The sequence below is a fragment of the Bradyrhizobium sp. CCGB12 genome (assembly GCF_024199845.1).
Classification (GTDB): Bacteria; Pseudomonadota; Alphaproteobacteria; order Rhizobiales; family Xanthobacteraceae; genus Bradyrhizobium.
In genome coordinates, this window is sequence record NZ_JANADO010000001.1 from 3,811,728 (window position 1) to 3,828,555 (window position 16,828).

Here is a 16,828-nt window from a genome sequence, read left to right on the forward strand (position 1 = left end):
ACGCGGAACCGCTACCATTTCAATAGGCGCGCGCGAAGTCACCTTCCTGCTTGATATCGGTGAACCCCGGGAAGCGCGCCTTCCACGGCGTGCCCTTGGCGGTGGTGAGCTGGTTGAGCCGCTCCAGTACGCCGAGGCCATCCTTGCGCAGGCTGGCCGCCACCGCCGCGCGATCCGGGAAATTCTTCAGGACGGCGTCGAGCCAGATCGTGCGGCCGGCGAGAAAGCCACTTGCGCCTGCGGCATAGGAGTAGTCGAGAACGCGCTCGAATTTCTCGGGGGCAGCGCCGCCCGACAGCAGCACCCAAGGGATGCTGCGCCCACGGCAGATGTCGCCGATCGCATCGAACTCCTTCTGCGCGGCCTTGGCTTCCGCGCTGCCGTCGCGGGCCGGCAGGCCGTTGGCCGCAAGCGGGCTCTCCAGCTTGAGGAGATCGACGCCGTATTCCGCCTTGGCAAACTCGCGCACGCTATCGATGACGAGGCCGGGCAGCTTGCCGGGCGATTCCACATAGTCGGCGGTGTGATTGGCGCTGCCGAGGAACGGATAGACCAGCAGCTCGAGGACATAGGGAATGTCGTGGCGGGCGCATTCCTCGCCGATCTCGCGGACGAACTTCTTCTGATGTTCATTCACCGCTGCATCGGCATCCGGCCGATACCAGGCCAGCACCTTGACGGCATCCCCGCCCATGGCGCGGATTTTCTCCACGCTCCAATTGGTGATGGCGCGGGACTTGCGGCCGCCTGCAGTCTCTTCGACGCGGTGCTCTTCCAGAGTCATGATCAGGCCGCAGCGCGGCGGCAACAAGTCGATCGCCGCGGGCACGGCAAAATTCGGATCGAACAGCATCGAGCTGCAATGCGGCGCAAGGTTCTCGACGAGAAGGCGCTTTGCTGCCGTGACGTCGGAATATTCGACCTGCTCCCGAGTGATGCCTTTCGCCCTGGCAATGGCGTCGAACAGCGGCGGCCGCTGGTCCAGCGCGACCATGCGAAAGTGGCCGTCCGCATCGGCAAGCCGTGCCAGGCCGCGGTTTTTTCCAATCGTTCTCATGGCGTCGTCCTCATGAATGCAAGACACTCGTTGATATCGGGGATTCCGTTGCGGCCACCGGCGTGGCGGCATTTCATGGCGGCCGTGGCCGCCGAAAATGCCATGGCGGCACGCACGTCGAGGCCGGCGCCGATCGCCAGCGCATACGCGCCATGGAAGACATCGCCTGCGCCTGTGGTGTCGACGACGTCGACGGCATAGGCCGCCTGCCGGTGCAGCTCGCCATTCTCGTACCAGCTTACGCCGTCCTCGCCGCGCGTGACGGCGATAACGCGGCAGCCGAAACGCGCCAATGCTGCGAGAGAGCCGTCGCTGGCCGAGCCGGCAAAGGACGTGAGTGCGGGCTCGGAGAAGATGGCGTGGTCCGTCAGCGGCAGCAGCCGCTCGAACACCTCGGCGTCGGCCATGTCGCCGTCGAGCACGGTCGGGATGCCGCGCGCTCGCGCTTCGCGGAACAGCGTCGCGGCGCCCTCGACCCACCGCGGATCGGCCAGCACGGACGATGCGCGGGCGACGCTTTTCAGCGGCAGCCAATCGGCGGCTTCGGGATAGAGGCCGCGGAAATTGACGATCTGGCGTTCTCCGGAACTATCGACGATGATTCCGGAGACGGACGAGCGGCCGTCGGGAAACAGGCGGAGATTCTCGACGTCGACGCCCTCGGCCACGAAGGCCGACCTCATCTCGTGGCCCGCGGCGTCATTCCCTGCCCGTCCCCAGAACGCGACGGACGCGCCGAGCTTTGCCACGGCCACACTCGCATTGGCAGCCATGCCGCCGCCAAGCGTGCCGTATTCGACGGCCTTGATCTTCTCGCTTCCACCCGCGAACGGCCGATCGACGCGCCAGACCTGGTCGAGCGCGGACAGGCCCAGGCAAATCACATGCGCAGGCCTGGCTTTGGACGCAACGTCCGCCAGCGCTGACAGATCACCGATGTTGGCTGCCAGGCTCACCGCAACACCTGTCCGTTGGAAGCATCGAACAAATGGGTCTTGCCCGGCTGCGGACGCAGGCTGAGGCGATCGCCGACCTTCGGCCGCAGCGACGGATCGACCCGCGCGATGGCGGAGCCGCCGGCGAGATCGAAATGGATCAGGGTATCCGAGCCGAGCGGCTCGACCAGCTTGACATTGATGGCGATGCCATCGGCGGCATCAGGAGCAACGGCAAAATGTTCCGGGCGAATGCCCAGCACGGCGTTGCCAGCCTTGCTCAGGTGGGCTGCGGTCGCGCCGTCCAGCGGCAACACCGTTCCACCTTGCGCGAGGACAGCACGTTCCTGACGCCATTCGACCGGAAAAAAGTTCATCGCGGGCGAGCCGATGAAGCCGGCGACGAACTGGTTGGCGGGCCGCTCGTAGACCGTCTCCGGCGTGTCGTATTGCTGGATGGTGCCGCTCTGGAGCACGACGATCCGGTCGGCCATGGTCATGGCCTCGATCTGGTCGTGGGTGACGAAGACCATGGTGGTCTTCAGCTCCTGCGATAGGGCCTTGATCTCGGCCCGCACCTGCCCGCGCAGTTTTGCGTCGAGATTCGACAATGGCTCATCGAACAGGAAGGCCTTGGGATTGCGTACGATGGCACGGCCCATGGCGACGCGCTGGCGCTGGCCGCCGGAGAGCTCCTTCGGCTTGCGGTCGAGATAGGGCTCGATGTGCAGAAGCGCAGCCGCGCGCCTCACACGCGCGTCGATCTCGGCCTTCGCCACTCCACGCAGCTCCAGTGCAAACGACATGTTGTCGTAGACCTTCATATGCGGATAGAGCGCGTAGTCCTGGAACACCATCGCGATGTCGCGTTGGGCGGCCTGCACGCCATTGACGCGCTTGTCGCCGATATAGAGGTCTCCCGACGAAATCGGCTCGAGGCCGGCGATGATGCGCAGCAGGGTGGACTTGCCGCAGCCGGACGGGCCGACGAAGACGACGAATTCATGGTCCGCGATCTCCAGGTTGAGATCGGGGATCACGGTGAAATTGCCGTAGCGCTTGACGAGATTGCGGATCGAGATCGAAGCCATGATCGCTCAATCCAGCGCCAGAACCGGCTTGATCAGTTCGCCCTTGGCGAAGCGGGCGAAATTCTCGGGAAGAGCCGCGAGGCCGAACTCGCCGTCGACGAGGACGCGGTATTCGTCTTTGTATCTGCGCAACAGCTCGACATTCGGCTCGAAATCCTGGAACGGGAAATAGAAGGTTCGGATCATGTAGAAATCCTTGCGGCGGAACACCTTGCCTTCCTCGATGGTCCAGGGCGCCGCGTTCTCGCCGACCAGCACCAGGGCTCCGCGCGGCAGGACAAGCTCGATGCCGAGGTTGCGCGCCGCATGCGCGCCTGAGCATTCCATGATGAGGGCGAAGCGCTTGGAAGTGTCGCCGACGGGATGCGCCTTGGCACCGAAGGATTGCGCGATCCGGAGACGCGCCCCGTTCGGATCAGCGACGTAGATGTCGTGGTAACCGAGCGCGCGGAGCGCCAGCACGACGCCGAGGCCGACGGGCCCTGCCCCCATCACGAGCACCGGCCCGGCCTCGGCCGGCGGCACCACGCGGCCGACGAAGCGCACGGCGTGGCCCGACGTGCCGATGGTGTCGAGTAGCAGCGGCGCGAGGCTGTCCTCGATGTCATCGGGCACGGGCAGCAGGCAGTTTTCCGGCACCGGCACGTATTCGGCATAACCGCCCGGCCTGTTCCAGCCGATCAGGCTGGAGACCTCCAGGCACATCTGGGTGTCGCCGCGCTTGCAGGCGGCGCAATGGTCGCAGTGCAAGGGGATGTAGACGGCGCAGCGACGGCCATGCAGGCGATGACCGGGCTGCTCGACCACACCGAAGATCTCATGGCCGGCGGTGAACTCGGCGCCCTTGTGCCAGAGCTTGAAGTCGGACCCGCACAGCGCAGTGCGCGAGACGCGCACGAGCACCTCGCTGGTGCCGATTTCGGGCATCGCCACGCTCTCGATGGTGATGCGATCGTTGCCGTGGAAGACCGCGGCTTGCATGATCGAATTCGGACGGGGTGATACATTCATCAGAGACCTAGCCTTTCACCGCGCCGAGCGTCAGTCCGGAGACCAGCCAGCGCTGAACCAGGGCCGCCAGCACCAGCGGCGGCAATGCGATCAGCGTCGCCGCGGCCATGAGGGCGCCCCATTGCGTCGAGCCCTCGCCGATGAAATTGAAGGCCGCCGCGATCAGCGTCTTGGTGTCACCATTGGAGAGCACCAGCGCAAACAGGAAGTAGTTCCACGAGAACACGAAGGCGAGGATCGCCGACACCGCCACACCTGAGGCCACCAGCGGCAGCGCGATGCGCCAGAGAATGCGCGTGACGCTGCATCCATCCACCTGCGCGGCCTCAAACACGCTGCGTGGGATGCCGTCAAAGGACGGCAGCAGGACCCAGATCACGATCGGCAGCGTGATGACGGCGTGGCTGAGGATCAGCGCGGTGTAGGAACCGATCATGCCGACCTGCCGGAACATGACGTACCATGGCAGCAGGAACAGCGTGCCGGGCGCCATGCGCGCCGCCAGCGTCAGGATCGCCGGCCACGAAATCCGCGTCCACGAGACGGCGAAGGCGGCGGGGATACCGAACAGCAATCCGAGCGCAGTCGAGCCGACGGTGACGATGAGGCTGTTGAGCGCGTAGCTCAGGAACGGCGTGGTCCTCGTCAGCTCGACATAGTTTTCCAATGTCGGCGTGAACAACAGCGTCGGCGGATAGGCGGTGACCTCGAAGGACGGCTTGAACGAGGACAGCACCATCCAGACCGTCGGCGCCATGATGAGCACGCCGGCCAGCACGAGCTGCACGGTGTTGAGCCAGCGGATCCAGCGATCGGTGTTGGCAGCGTCGTTCATGGCGTCACCAGGCGACCGCGCCGCGCAGGCGGTTGAAGGCGAGCACGGCGCCGAACACGATCGCCGTCAGCGTCAGCATCAGGGCGCTGGCATAGCCGATGTTGAAGAACTCGAAGCCGACCCGGAAGCCGTAGATGTTGAGCGTGTTCGAGGCGTTGCCCGGGCCGCCCTGGGTGGTGATGTAGATGATGTCGAAGAAGCGCAGGAGATCGACGCTGCGCAGGATCGCCGCGGTGACGATCGTCGGCATCAGCAGCGGCAGCGTGATGCGCTGGAAGGTCTTGAACGGCGATGCGCCGTCGATCTGCGCGGCCTCATAGACGCTCGGCGGCAGCGATTGCAGACCGCCAAGCACGATCAGGGCGACGTAAGGGGTCCATTGCCAGCTGTCGATCAGCGCGACGGTCGGAATGACCAGCGATGGCGAGGCCAGCCAGTCCGACGGCGGCAGGCCGAGCGATTGCAGGATGTAATTGGCCGCGCCCAGCGAGGGATCGAGGATCACCAGCCACATCATGCTGGCGACCACCGGCGGCATCATGAAGGGCGAGATGAACAGCGAGCGCACGATGCCCGGCAGGCGCTTGGCGTGGAACAGCACGAGCGCCAGCCAGACGCCGAAGACGAGCTGCAGCGCCAGCGACAGCACATAGAGGGCGATCGTGACCCATAGGCCGTGCCAGAACTCGTAGTCGGAGACCAGCCTGGAATAATTGGCAAGACCCGCAAAGGACTGCTTTCCGGTCGAGGAGAAATTCTGGAAGCCGAGCCACACCGTATAGACGACGGGGAACGCGATCATCGCGACCGTGAAGATCACGGCCGGCGCCGAAAGGGCCGACATTTCCAGCTTCTGCCGGTCCTGCGTGAGCGTCGCAGCCGCATCGGACATGCGTGTGTTTCCCTGGGAGTGGGAGGCGCCGGCTGACAGCAAGCCAGCCGGCCCTTTGAGTCGTTACTTCTGGGCGATCAGCGCATCCAGCGCCTTGTCGGCATCCGCGCAGGCCTGCTCGATCGGCTTCTGCTTCAGGATGAGATCCTGCACCGCCTGCCCGATGAACTCGCGCGATTCCGGGTTCGCAACGATGGGATAGCCGACCTCGGAGGAGCCCTTGGTGGCGAGCACGTCGAGCGCGGCCTGCCATTCCTTGCGGACCGGCTCCTCGTCGATCCACTTGCGATATTCAGGGTCCTTGGCGACCGACGGACGCGGCGGGGCGATGCCCTGCAGCGCCATCTTCTTCTGCACCTCGGGACTGGTCGCCCATTGCACGAAATACCACGCCGCTTCCGGCTGCTTGCTGTGCGAGGACACCGCCATGCCCCAGCCGATCGTGGTCGGCACCTGGCCGGCCTCGCCCGCCGGGAACGGCAACAGGCCGGTGTCCTTCAGGCGCGCGCCGCCCTCCATCACCGTACGCAATTCATTCGAGGATTCGAACGACATTGCCGCGCGGCCGCTGCGATAGAGCGCGGAAATCTGCTGGAAGCTGTAATTGACGACGCCGGGCGGTCCGAAGTCGCGCAGCAGCCGGCTGTAGGTGTCGAGCGCTTCCTTGCCCTTCGCCGAGCAGAGATTCGACTTGCCGCCTGCAATGTAGCTGCCGCCGATATTGTGCAGCATGTTGCTGAAGGTATAGGCGATCGCAGGCTTGAGGCCGCGCGAGACGAACGGCGTCACCGCGCTGTCGCAGGTCTTGATCTTCGCGGCCGCAGCTTCGACCTCCTTGATGGTCTTCGGCGCCTCGAGGCCGCACTTCTTGAAGATGTCGGTGCGGTAATAGAAGATCGGGCCCTCGATGTTCATCGGCATGCTGGTCAGCTTGCCGCCGAAGGTGGCGGCCTTCAGCAGCGCCTGGCTCAGCCCCGCCGGATCGTAATCCTTGGCCACCTCGGTCTTGGCCATCGCGGTGAGATCGCCGTACCAGCCGGCCGCGGCGAACTGCTCACCCTCGCGCGAGGGCAGCGTCATAAAGACATCGACCTCGTCGCTGTTCGCATTCATGACGGTGACCAGACGCTGGCGCATCTGCTGCTCCTGATAGCCATCGACCTTCAGGGTCATGCCGGTCAGCTTCTCGAAATCGGCCTTGTAGGTCAGCAGCGCCTGGGCGACCGGATTGTTGTTGGCGAGAAAGGTGACCGTCTTGCCCTTGAACTTCATCCAGTCGAAATCGGCTGCGTGGGCCTGCGTGCTGGCGGCGGCAAACGCGAGAACGGGCAACGCGACATGCGTCGCGAGCATCCTGGCCTTCATCGAACTCTCCTCCCGGCTGGCCGCCTTAAACTGGCAGACCCTTTTGAACGTGTTTGAGCACCAATTGAAAACGGTTACAAAATAGACCTCACATCCACCGTGTCAAGCGATGGACAAGCCGCGCAATCTGCGGCAGATTCGCGTCAATGCCGCTACCGCTCGTTCTTCACGCAAGATGTAACGTTACATACATGAGGCTGACCAACGCCAAATCCGTGAAACAAGGCATCCGCGCCGTGGCGGCCCGCGCCGGCGTATCGACGGCGTCGGTCTCACGCGCCCTCAACAATCCCGACGCGGTGAGCCCTTCCCTGCGCGCGCGCATCGAACAGGCCATCGACGCGCTCGGCTACATCCCGCACGCGCCGGCGCGGATCCTGTCGTCGCGCCGCTCGCGCACCCTCGGCGCGATCGTGCCGACCATCGACAACACGATGTTCGCGCGCGGCATCGCCTCGCTGCAGCACTATCTGTCTTCGGTCGGTTACATGCTGTTCCTGACCACGAGCGGCTATGATCTCGACGTCGAATTGCAGCAGGCGCGAAATCTCATCAGCCGCGGCGTCGACGGCCTCGTGCTGCGCGGCGATTGCCATCACGACGGATTGCGCAAGCTGCTTTCCGACAATGCGGTGCCGTTCATCAATGTCGGTATCTATCAGCCTGACAGGCCCTACCCCTGCGTCGGCACCGACAACGAAGCCGCCGCCCATCGCGCCGCCGCGCATGTGATCGAGCTTGGCCACCGCCGCATCGGAATCGTCTCGGCGCTCCAGCGCAACAACGATCGCGCCAGCGCCCGGGTCGCCGGCTTTCGCCGTGCGCTCGCCGAGAACGGTCTGGAGCTTCCGCCGCAATGGCATGTCGAGGTGCCCTATACGCTGGACGACGCGCGCGAGGCGGCGCGCTATCTCCTCAACCTCAAGGAACGTCCGACCGCCGTGGTGTGCGGCAACGACGTCATCGCCTATGGCGTGCTGCTCGAGGCGGAGCGCGACGGGTTCTCCGTGCCGCGCGACCTTTCAGTCGTCGGTTTCGACGACCTCGACTGGAGCCGTCATCTGCGGCCGAGCCTGACGACGATCCATGTTCCGACCGGAGAGACCTGGCAGCGCGCCGGGGAATATCTGGTGCGGAGCCTTGCTGGCGAGCAGACCATCATGCACCGCGAGATCGACTTCTCGCTCGTGGTTCGCGAGTCGACGGCGCCGCCGCCGAAAGAACTGAAGTGAGACCCCACCGATGAACTCGAATTTCTCCCTCGCACCCGGCTTTCATGCCGTCGTAATCGGCGGCGCCGGCGACATAGGCGCTGCGATCAGCAACCAGTTGTGCGAGCTCGGCGCAACGGTGACGGCGACCGGCGCCAACGAGGCCGATCTTGCCCGCACGCTGCTGCAGCCGCGCGCCGGGCTCACCCTCGCGACACTGGATATCACCGACGATGCGGCCGTCACGTCCTTTGCGCGGCAGCACCAGCGCGTCGACGCGCTGGTGAACTGCGCCGGCATTCTCGCCCGCGACAAGGAGTTCGAGATCGAGACCTTCATGAAGGTGATCGACGTCAATCTCACCGGCACGTTCCGGACCTGCATGGCGTTCCATCCGCTGCTCGCGCAGACGAGGGGCTCGATCGTCAACATCGCCTCGATGAATGCGACGCTGGCGCTGCCACGGATTCCCGCTTACTGCGCCAGCAAGGGCGGCGTCGTGATGCTGACCAAGGCGCTGGCCCTGAAGTGGGCCGAAGAGGGCATCCGCGTCAATGCCGTCGCGCCCGGCTATATCGAGACCGCCATCAACGCCGCCGGCCGCACCGATCGCGCCCATTATCAGCGCATCGCCGACCGCACCGCATTCAAGCGCTGGGGGCAGCCCGAAGACATCGCCGGGGCTGTCGCCTTCCTCTGTATGCCGGCCTCGCAATATGCGACCGGCACCGTCGTTGCCGTGGACGGTGGATTCCTCGCAGGGTGATCCCACAGCCATCACCTGCTGCACCGCAGAACCATTTGCGCCGCAACATCCAAAATGAGACTGCCCGTCAAGCCGGACGGGACGTCAACGCATGCACCGCATCCGACTTCGGCTAGCCTCCCTGTCAAATCCGCAAGCCTTTCGAGCTGCGGGCGTCGCGCCGGCTGGCGCGGTGACAAATCGACGACACAGGGAGGAGCACAATGTCGAAATGCAGTTTGGGGCTGCTTGCGCTGAGCAGCCTGTTTCTTTCAAGCGCGGCGATCGCCCAGGAGAAGATCAAGGTCGGCGTGACCGCGACGCTCGAAGGCACCTACACGGTGCTCGGCGAGGACGGCATGCGCGGCCACCAGACGGCCCTCAACGTCCTCGGCAAGAAGATCGGCGACAAGGAACTCGAATTCATCGTCGCCTCGACCGACGCGACGCCGGACTCCGCCGTGCGCGCCGTCCGCAAGCTGATCGAACAGGACAAGGTGCAGATCCTGCTTTCGCCGCTCTCCGGCGACGAGGGCATCGCGGTGAAGAATTTTGCAAAAACCCACCCCGAGCTGACCTTCATCAATGCGGCGTCCGGCGCGCAGGAAACCACCTATGTCGATCCTGCCCCGAACTTCTTCCGCTACAACATGGACGGCGCGCAGTGGCAGGTGGGCCTCGGCAAATACGCCTATGAGGAAAAGAAGTATCGCAAGATCGCAACCGTCGGCGAGGACTATTCCTTCATCTACACCCAGGTGTTCGGCCTCGTGCTCGAATTCTGCGGCGCCGGCGGACAGGTCACCAACCGACAATGGGTGCCGCTCGGCACCAAGGACTTCGCCTCCGTCATCGCCGCCCTGCCCGACGACGTCGACGCCATCTATCTCGGCCTCGGCGGCGCCGATGCCGTCAACTTCCTCAACCAGTATCAGCAGGCCGGCGGCAAGGCGCATCTGATGGGCGGTTCCATCATGATCGACCAGACCATCCTGTCATCCAAAGGCAACGCCAAGAATGCGCTGATCGGGACTATTGCGGCGAGTGGCCAGGCCGACACCTGGGAGGATCCGGGCTGGCAGAAGTTCGTGAAGGCCTATCAGGACGCCTTCCCGCCCAATAAGCGCTTCCCGAGCCCGTCGCTGCTCGCAACCAACTACTATGATTCAACCATGGCGCTGATCCTTGCGCTGCGCCAGGTCAATGGCGACCTTTCGAACAACCAGGCGAAGTTCAAGGAAGCACTGGCGAAGATCGAGATCGATGCGCCGAACGGCAAGATCAAGCTCGACTCCAACCGCCAGGCGATCGGCACGAACTTCGTGACCGAAGTCGTCGACGACGGCAAGGGCGCACTGTTCAGCAAGGTCGTGAAGGTGATCCCGAACGTGAACCAGACCCTCGGCTACGATCCGGCCGTCTTCTCGAAAATCGGGTTGCCAAGCCGCACCGTACCGGAATGTAAGAAGTACTGACGCATCACGCCGACAACGCGCAAACGGAGAGCGACTTGCTGACGCGGTCGCTCTCCGCTCTTGCAATCTCGTCGGCGTTGTTGAACGCTGGCGGAAAAGACAAGAACATTCGGGAGGGGAAGGCATGAGCCGTGCGCTCGCCGTCTTCCACGGCCGGTTCGGCCGGGCGACGGTTTATCAGTTGAACCGCCCTTTCAATATCCACGCCCATCGTGAAGGTCATCTGATCTTCCATGTTGGCGGCATGCCCGCATGCATTGATGTCTCCAACGGGCATTATGATCTGACCGAATCCTCCGTCGTCGCCGTCAACCCGTGGGAGCCGCACAACTTCCTGCCGGCTGATCTCGACGGCGGTGCGATCTTCTTCGTACTGTACGTTAATGCAGAATGGTTTGCGCCGGATGCATCCGGCTCCGACCGTTTACGTTTCGGCCGTACCCAGTTCAGGCGTACGCCTGCCCTCGACAAGCACATCAGGCGGACCGCCGCACTCGTGTGCGGCGCACCATCACTCTCCAGCCTTGATTCAGAGCTGCGGCGGCTGATCGACATCTGCTACGACGAAAGCTGGCAGCAGGCTGAGGTCGCGCGCGATGCGCGCGCCAGTGGTGCCGTGACCGATTTCCGTGTGCGCAAATGCATCAGGCTGATGTCGGAAAGTCCCGGGGCCGAGATGGAGCTCGATACGATCGCGCGGGAATCCGGCCTGTCGCGGCCGCACTTCTACCGACTGTTCCGCGTCCAGACCGGCGTCACGCCGAACCTCTATCTCAACACGCTGATCATGGAACAGGCGCTCGAAGCGCTGGTGGCGAGCGAGGCGCCGATCGCCGATATCGGCTTCGATCTCGGCTTCTCCTCGCAAAGCGGCTTCACCCGCTTCTTCGCCGCCAATGTCGGGATGGCTCCGACCGATTATCGTCGCGCAGCCAAGGTTTTGCGCACCTAGCCGCTGCGCGAAAAGATACTCACGATCAAACGTTCCCCTCCCGGCCCCGCTAGGATGTGGGCAACGCGATCCCAAGATGGTCGCGACGACGGGAGCGCACGTTCATGAAGAGGCTAGCAGCCGCTGCGAGGCTGTCTGACCTGCATTCGATGGGCCTTCGGGATGCGGCTTGGCCAAGCGGGCGGCACACATGAGCCGCTTTGTCGAACGCCATCCTGCCTGGGCGCTGATGGCGATCATTGCTGTTGCCGTCTTGCTTTGGCTGATCTTCGCGGTCTGGCCGCCGGGCCTCGAAGAGGCGATCGGCCGCAAGCGCGTCTTCCTCAACGCCGTCTTCAACGGCATCACGCTCGGAGGCCTCTACTTCCTCGTCGCCAGCGGCTTCACGCTGATCTTCGGCCTGATGCGCAACGTCAACCTCGCGCACGGTTCGCTCTATCTGTTCGGCGGCTATGTCGGCTACGCCATCAGCGCCTCGACCGGCTCCTGGATCCTCAGCTTCATCGTCGCCTTCATCCTGACCGCCCTGGTCGGCGTCCTGCTCCAGGTCATCGTGTTCCGCCGCATGGAGGGACAGGATCTCAGGCAGACCATGGTGACGATCGGGCTTTCGATCGTATTCGCCGACCTCATGCTGTGGGCCTGCGGCGGCGATTTCTACCAGATCCAGACGCCGAACTGGCTGATCGGCCCCGTGGAGCTGCCGCTGGTCACGGCAATCAAATCCTCGGGTGAGCCGGTCTATCTCAGATATCCGCTGGTGCGGCTCGTGATCTTCGCCGCGGCCGTGGTCATCGGTGTGGCGATGTGGCTCGCGCTCAACCGCACCCGGATCGGCATGATCATCCGCGCCGGCGTCGACGATCGCGATATCCTGGCTGCGACCGGCGTGCGCATCCAGCTCGTCTTCGTGCTGGTGTTCGCCCTCGGCGCGGGGCTTGCGGGCATCGCCGGCGTCGTCGGCGGCACCTTCCAGTCATTATCTCCGGGCGAAGACATCCGCTTCCTGCTGGCCTCGCTCGTCGTCGTGATCGTCGGCGGCATGGGCTCGATCCCCGGCGCTGCGCTCGGCGCGCTCATCATCGGTCTCGCCGAACAGCTCGGCTCGGTCTACATCCCGACCTACGCCATCGTCGTGACCTTCCTGATCATGGTGCTTGTGCTGGCCATCCGGCCACAAGGCCTATTGGCGAGGCGCTGAGATGTCGCTCGCCCACGATGCCCGCGTTGCCGTACGCCCCGCCACAATGGCGCAGCGCCCGGCACGGACGTGGCCGGAGGTGAACAATCCCGCGGCCTGGATCGTCGCGGCTATTCTCCTGATCATGCCGCTGATCGCCAACGGCTTCTTCCTGATCGAGATCTTCGCCTCCACCTTGATCCTCGGCACCATGGCGCTGAGCCTGATGTTCCTCGCCGGTTATGGCGGCATGGTCAGCCTGATGCAGCTCACCATCGCCGGCTTCTCGGCCTATATGGTCGCTGTGTTCGGCGTCAGCGGCAACGCCAATATCAGCCTCGGCTGGCCATGGTGGCTCGCGGTCCCGATGGCGCTGGCCCTGGCGACGGCCTTCGGCACGCTCGGCGGTGCGCTCGCGGTGCGCACCGAGGGCATCTACACCATCATGATCACGCTCGCGATCGGCGCGGCCTTCTACTATTTCACCAACCAGAACTGGGCGATCTTCAACGGCCATACCGGCATCAACACCGTGGCCACGCCGCACTTCTGGGGGGTGAACTGGCGCGCCGACATACCTTTCTATTACGTCGTGCTCGCGGTCGCGGCGCTCTGCTATTTCGCGGTCGAATATCTCTCGCGAGCCCCCTTCGGCCTTGCGCTCCAGGGGGTGCGCGACAATCCGCGGCGCATGGCCGCGCTCGGCTTCAACGTCAACGCGCACCGCATCGCCGCCTACGCTTTCGCTTCCTTCGTGGCCGCCCTGGCCGGCGTGCTCCAGGTCTGGGACTACCGCCAGATCTCGCCGGGCTCGGTCAGCGTCGGGGCCTGCATCGACGTGCTGATCATCGCCGTCGTCGGCGGCATCACGCGCCCGATCGGTCCCTTCATCGGCGCGCTCATCTTCGTGCTGCTGCGCACCTTTGCGCTCGACTTCCTGGTCAGGCTCGGCCTCGACGGCAACCGCTTCCGGCTGCTGATTGGACTTGGCTTCCTCGCCATCGTGTTCTGGTCCTCGGACGGCGTCATCGGACTGTGGCAGCGCTGGCGCGAGCGCCGCGGCGCCGACCGTTCCGGTGGAGGGCGCCGCCATGGATAGCGTCGCTCAACGCCTCTCCGCGGTCGGCGCCGGCGCCGCGCTGGAGCTCCGCGGCGTGACGCGCATGTTCGGTGCGTTGGCGGCACTGACTGACGTCACCATCACCGTGCGTCCGGGCGAGCGGCGCGCCGTGCTCGGCTCGAACGGCGCCGGCAAGACCACGCTGTTCAACTGCATCACCGGGGACTTCCCGCCCTCCTCCGGCACCATCCGCTTCTTCGGCGAGGACGTCACGCATTTCCCGCCCTATGAACGCATTCGCCGCGGGCTGCGCCGGACCTACCAGATCTCGGCGCTGTTCCCCGGCCTCACCGTGCAGGACAACGTCTACCTCGCCTGCCGCGGCGTCTCGCGCGGACGCTTCTCGTTCCTGCGCCCGGGACAGAACGATGCCCTGATGCACGCGGCGGACAATCTCGTGCAGGCCGTGCATCTCGCCGCCGTGAAGGATCAGCGTGTGGCCGAGCTCGCACACGGCCAGCAGCGTCAGCTCGAGATCGCGCTCGCGCTCGCCGGCGCCCCGCGCTTCGTCCTGTTCGACGAGCCGGCTGCGGGCCTGTCACCGACCGAACGGGCCGAGCTGATCGAGATCCTGACCTCGCTGCCGGCGCATATCGGCTACATCATCATCGAGCACGACATGGACGTCGCCTTGCGCGTCGTCGAGAGCGTCACGATGATGCACAACGGCCGCATCTTCAAGGAAGGCCTGCCGCAGGAGATCCAGTCCGATTCCGAGGTGCAGGAGCTCTATCTCGGAGGCGGCCATGAATGAGGCCCGCCGCACCAGCGCTGCGCTCGAGGTCCGCGGCCTCGACGTCTACTATGGCCACTCCCACGCCCTGCAAGGGGTCGATCTGACGCTGGAGAGCGGCGTGTTCTCCGTCGTCGGCCGCAACGGCATGGGCAAGACCACCCTGTGCAAGGCGATCATGGGTCTGGTGGGCGTGAGCGGCGGCTCGATCCGCATCCGCGGCGAGGACATCACGCGGCGGCCGCCGGCGCAGATCGCCCGGCTCGGCGTCGGTTATGTACCGCAGGGCCGCCGCCTCTGGCGCTCGCTCAGCGTCGACGAGCATCTGCGGCTCGCCGGCGGCATGCGGCCGGGCGCCTGGACCGTCGAGCGCATCTACGAGACCTTTCCGCGCCTGGCCGAGCGCAAGGATCACGGCGGCGGGCAGCTCTCCGGCGGCGAGCAGCAGATGCTGGCGATCTCGCGCGCGCTGCTCACCAATCCGCATCTCTTGATCATGGACGAGCCGACCGAAGGCCTCGCGCCCGTCATCGTGGCGCAGGTCGAGGAGATGCTGCTGCGGTTAGGTGAGGACGGCGACATGTCCGTGCTCGTGATCGAGCAGAACATTGGCGTCGCGACTGCGATCTCGCGCAACGTCGCGATCATGGTCAACGGCCGCATCAACCGCATCATCGATTCCGGCCGCCTCGCCGCGGACCGCGTGCTCCAGCAGCGCCTGCTCGGCGTCGGGCTTCACGCCGAGCTCGAGCCGGATATCGACGTCGCCGCATCCGGCGTCGAAGCCAAACCGGCGCCGCTGCCCCGCCGCGACGGACCAATCCGCATCTACATCTCCAATCCGACGCTCCCGACCCGATGGTCGCAACCGGTGCCGATCGCCCGCATCGAGGCCGCAGCGCGCACACTCTCGACGCAAGTTGCGCGGCTTGACGAGACGGCCCAGCGCAAGCGCGGGCCGGTGACGGCGCAGACGGCCGGTCCGCCCGCCGTGCTGGTCGTCGGCACGCTCGACACCAAGGGCCAGGAGCTGCGCTTCATCCGCGACATCATCGCGGAAGGCGGCCTGCGCACGCGCCTGGTCGATGTCTCGACCAGCGGCAAGCAGTCGTCATGTGATGTCTCCGCGCAGGAGATCGCGCTGAACCACGGCCGCGGCGGTTCCGCCGTGTTCGGACCGGACCGCGGGGCCGCCGTGACCGCGATGGCCGATGCCTTCGCCAACTGGCTGCGGCGCCAGGGCAATATCGCCGGCGTGATTTCGGCGGGCGGCTCCGGCGCGGCGTCGCTGGTCGCCCCGGGCATGCGCGCGCTTCCCGTCGGCGTGCCCAAGCTGATCATCTCCTCCGTCGCCTCCGGCGATGTCGGGCCCTATGTCGGTCCGGCCGATATCACGATGATGTACTCGGTCACCGACGTGCAGGGGCTGAACTCGATCTCGCGCGCGGTGCTGGCCAACGGCGCGAATGCGATCGCCGGCATGGTCAAGGCGCGGCTCGATGCCCGCGCCGCAACGGCGCAAGGGGCCGGCGGCCTGCCTTCGGTCGGTATCACCATGTTCGGCGTCACCACACCCGCGGTACAGAAGATCACGGCTGACCTACGCGACGATTTCGAGTGCCTGGTCTTCCATGCCACCGGCGTCGGCGGCCGCTCGATGGAGAAGCTGATCGAATCCGGCCAGCTCGCCGGCGTCATCGACCTTACCACGACCGAGATCTGTGACCTCCTCATGGGCGGCGTGTTCCCTGCGACGGAAGATCGTCTCGGTACCATCATCCGCAGCCGCCTGCCCTATGTCGGCTCGGTCGGCGCGCTCGACATGGTCAATTTCGGCGCGCCCGAGACCATTCCCGAACGCTACCGCGGCCGCAAGTTTCACGTCCACAATCCGCAGGTGACGTTGATGCGGACGACGGCCGAAGAGAACGAGCGCATGGGCCGCTGGATCGGCGAGCGGCTCAACCAGATGGATGGTCCCGTGCGCTTCTTCCTGCCCGAAGGCGGCGTTTCCGCGCTCGATGCGCGAGGGCAACCGTTCTGGGATCCGGACGCCGACGCCGCGCTGTTCCGTGCGCTGGAGCGCAACGTGCGGCAGACCGGCAATCGCCAGCTCATTCGCGTCCCCAAGAACATCAACGATCCCGAGTTCGCCACCACTATCGTCAGCGCGTTCCGGACCCTGTTTGGCCGCGCCGGGGCGCGGCGGAGACTAGCGAGGTGACC

At 65.2% G+C, this 16,828-nt stretch carries 16 protein-coding genes; 8 read left to right on the forward strand and 8 right to left on the reverse strand.

Annotated elements, in window-relative coordinates; all coding sequences use genetic code 11:
* Positions 1 to 19: 19 nt before the first annotated feature.
* From NLM27_RS18235 to NLM27_RS18265, 7 genes are all read right to left on the reverse strand, one after another.
* Positions 20 to 1,057: a tagatose 1,6-diphosphate aldolase gene (locus NLM27_RS18235; protein WP_254144620.1), complete on the reverse strand. Its 1,038-nt coding sequence runs from the start codon at positions 1,055 to 1,057 to the stop codon at positions 20 to 22.
* Positions 1,054 to 2,013, reverse strand: coding sequence for a PfkB family carbohydrate kinase (locus tag NLM27_RS18240; RefSeq protein ID WP_254144621.1), 960 nt, complete (start codon positions 2,011 to 2,013; stop codon positions 1,054 to 1,056). Before NLM27_RS18240 ends, NLM27_RS18235 begins: the two co-directional genes overlap by 4 nt.
* On the reverse strand, positions 2,010 to 3,083 hold the full coding sequence (locus NLM27_RS18245; RefSeq protein WP_254144622.1) for an ABC transporter ATP-binding protein: 1,074 nt from the start codon (positions 3,081 to 3,083) through the stop codon (positions 2,010 to 2,012). Before NLM27_RS18245 ends, NLM27_RS18240 begins: the two co-directional genes overlap by 4 nt.
* Positions 3,084 to 3,089: 6 nt before the next feature.
* Complete coding sequence (locus tag NLM27_RS18250) at positions 3,090 to 4,094, reverse strand: zinc-binding dehydrogenase (protein WP_254144623.1); 1,005 nt, start codon at positions 4,092 to 4,094, stop codon at positions 3,090 to 3,092.
* Positions 4,095 to 4,101: 7 nt separating this feature from the next.
* Complete coding sequence (locus NLM27_RS18255) at positions 4,102 to 4,929, reverse strand: carbohydrate ABC transporter permease (RefSeq protein ID WP_254144624.1); 828 nt, start codon at positions 4,927 to 4,929, stop codon at positions 4,102 to 4,104.
* A 4-nt stretch (positions 4,930 to 4,933) separates the two neighbouring features.
* Positions 4,934 to 5,821 carry a carbohydrate ABC transporter permease gene (locus NLM27_RS18260; protein WP_254144625.1) on the reverse strand — a complete coding sequence of 296 codons (888 nt, stop codon included), beginning with the start codon at positions 5,819 to 5,821 and terminating at the stop codon, positions 4,934 to 4,936.
* 63 nt (positions 5,822 to 5,884) lie between these two features.
* Entirely contained in the window at positions 5,885 to 7,186 is a 1,302-nt protein-coding gene (locus NLM27_RS18265; protein ID WP_254144626.1) for a sugar ABC transporter substrate-binding protein, read from the reverse strand.
* A gap of 191 nt (positions 7,187 to 7,377) precedes the next feature.
* Here NLM27_RS18265 and NLM27_RS18270 point away from each other — a divergent pair, with 191 nt between their 5' ends.
* From NLM27_RS18270 to NLM27_RS18280, 3 genes are all read left to right on the forward strand, one after another.
* Entirely contained in the window at positions 7,378 to 8,418 is a 1,041-nt protein-coding gene (locus NLM27_RS18270; RefSeq protein ID WP_254144627.1) for a LacI family DNA-binding transcriptional regulator, read from the forward strand.
* Positions 8,419 to 8,428: 10 nt separating this feature from the next.
* The gene (locus tag NLM27_RS18275; RefSeq protein ID WP_254144628.1) at positions 8,429 to 9,163 is read left to right on the forward strand and encodes an SDR family NAD(P)-dependent oxidoreductase; all 735 of its coding nucleotides are present in this window, start codon (positions 8,429 to 8,431) and stop codon (positions 9,161 to 9,163) included.
* A 203-nt stretch (positions 9,164 to 9,366) separates the two neighbouring features.
* Positions 9,367 to 10,617 (forward strand): ABC transporter substrate-binding protein, encoded by a 1,251-nt coding sequence (locus NLM27_RS18280; protein ID WP_254144629.1) that lies wholly within the window; start codon positions 9,367 to 9,369, stop codon positions 10,615 to 10,617.
* A 4-nt stretch (positions 10,618 to 10,621) separates the two neighbouring features.
* On the opposite strand, the gene NLM27_RS18285 is transcribed toward NLM27_RS18280, so the two are convergent.
* Positions 10,622 to 10,840 carry a hypothetical protein gene (locus NLM27_RS18285; protein ID WP_254149065.1) on the reverse strand — a complete coding sequence of 73 codons (219 nt, stop codon included), beginning with the start codon at positions 10,838 to 10,840 and terminating at the stop codon, positions 10,622 to 10,624.
* On the opposite strand from NLM27_RS18285, the gene NLM27_RS18290 reads away from it, so the two are divergent.
* The 5 genes from NLM27_RS18290 (at position 10,742) to NLM27_RS18310 (ending at position 16,826) form a co-directional block, all read left to right on the forward strand.
* Positions 10,742 to 11,569, forward strand: a complete 828-nt coding sequence (locus NLM27_RS18290; protein WP_254144630.1) for an AraC family transcriptional regulator — start codon at positions 10,742 to 10,744, stop codon at positions 11,567 to 11,569. The two genes, NLM27_RS18285 and NLM27_RS18290, sit on opposite strands and share 99 nt — an antisense overlap.
* A 190-nt stretch (positions 11,570 to 11,759) precedes the next feature.
* A complete protein-coding gene (locus NLM27_RS18295; RefSeq protein WP_254144631.1) occupies positions 11,760 to 12,770 on the forward strand; it encodes a branched-chain amino acid ABC transporter permease in 1,011 nt (336 codons plus the stop codon).
* 1 nt (position 12,771) lies between these two features.
* Entirely contained in the window at positions 12,772 to 13,848 is a 1,077-nt protein-coding gene (locus NLM27_RS18300) for a branched-chain amino acid ABC transporter permease (protein WP_254144632.1), read from the forward strand.
* Positions 13,841 to 14,623, forward strand: coding sequence for an ABC transporter ATP-binding protein (locus NLM27_RS18305; RefSeq protein ID WP_254144633.1), 783 nt, complete (start codon positions 13,841 to 13,843; stop codon positions 14,621 to 14,623). Before NLM27_RS18300 ends, NLM27_RS18305 begins: the two co-directional genes overlap by 8 nt.
* Positions 14,616 to 16,826 (forward strand): ABC transporter permease, encoded by a 2,211-nt coding sequence (locus NLM27_RS18310; RefSeq protein ID WP_254144634.1) that lies wholly within the window; start codon positions 14,616 to 14,618, stop codon positions 16,824 to 16,826. The genes NLM27_RS18305 and NLM27_RS18310 overlap by 8 nt, the downstream gene beginning before the upstream one ends.
* Positions 16,827 to 16,828 lie beyond the last annotated feature (2 nt).

Bases quoted from the DNA above. Each gene is read 5' to 3' on its own strand.
- NLM27_RS18235 (WP_254144620.1), bottom strand. From the start codon at position 1,057: ATGAGAACGATTGGAAAAAACCGCGGCCTGGCACGGCTTGCCGATGCG.
- NLM27_RS18245 (WP_254144622.1), bottom strand. From the start codon at position 3,083: ATGGCTTCGATCTCGATCCGCAATCTCGTCAAGCGCTACGGCAATTTC.
- NLM27_RS18250 (WP_254144623.1), bottom strand. From the start codon at position 4,094: ATGAATGTATCACCCCGTCCGAATTCGATCATGCAAGCCGCGGTCTTC.
- NLM27_RS18255 (WP_254144624.1), bottom strand. From the start codon at position 4,929: ATGAACGACGCTGCCAACACCGATCGCTGGATCCGCTGGCTCAACACC.
- NLM27_RS18260 (WP_254144625.1), bottom strand. From the start codon at position 5,821: ATGTCCGATGCGGCTGCGACGCTCACGCAGGACCGGCAGAAGCTGGAA.
- NLM27_RS18265 (WP_254144626.1), bottom strand. From the start codon at position 7,186: ATGAAGGCCAGGATGCTCGCGACGCATGTCGCGTTGCCCGTTCTCGCG.
- NLM27_RS18270 (WP_254144627.1), top strand. From the start codon at position 7,378: ATGAGGCTGACCAACGCCAAATCCGTGAAACAAGGCATCCGCGCCGTG.
- NLM27_RS18275 (WP_254144628.1), top strand. From the start codon at position 8,429: ATGAACTCGAATTTCTCCCTCGCACCCGGCTTTCATGCCGTCGTAATC.
- NLM27_RS18280 (WP_254144629.1), top strand. From the start codon at position 9,367: ATGTCGAAATGCAGTTTGGGGCTGCTTGCGCTGAGCAGCCTGTTTCTT.
- NLM27_RS18290 (WP_254144630.1), top strand. From the start codon at position 10,742: ATGAGCCGTGCGCTCGCCGTCTTCCACGGCCGGTTCGGCCGGGCGACG.
- NLM27_RS18285 (WP_254149065.1), bottom strand. From the start codon at position 10,840: ATGACCTTCACGATGGGCGTGGATATTGAAAGGGCGGTTCAACTGATA.
- NLM27_RS18295 (WP_254144631.1), top strand. From the start codon at position 11,760: ATGAGCCGCTTTGTCGAACGCCATCCTGCCTGGGCGCTGATGGCGATC.
- NLM27_RS18300 (WP_254144632.1), top strand. From the start codon at position 12,772: ATGTCGCTCGCCCACGATGCCCGCGTTGCCGTACGCCCCGCCACAATG.
- NLM27_RS18305 (WP_254144633.1), top strand. From the start codon at position 13,841: ATGGATAGCGTCGCTCAACGCCTCTCCGCGGTCGGCGCCGGCGCCGCG.
- NLM27_RS18310 (WP_254144634.1), top strand. From the start codon at position 14,616: ATGAATGAGGCCCGCCGCACCAGCGCTGCGCTCGAGGTCCGCGGCCTC.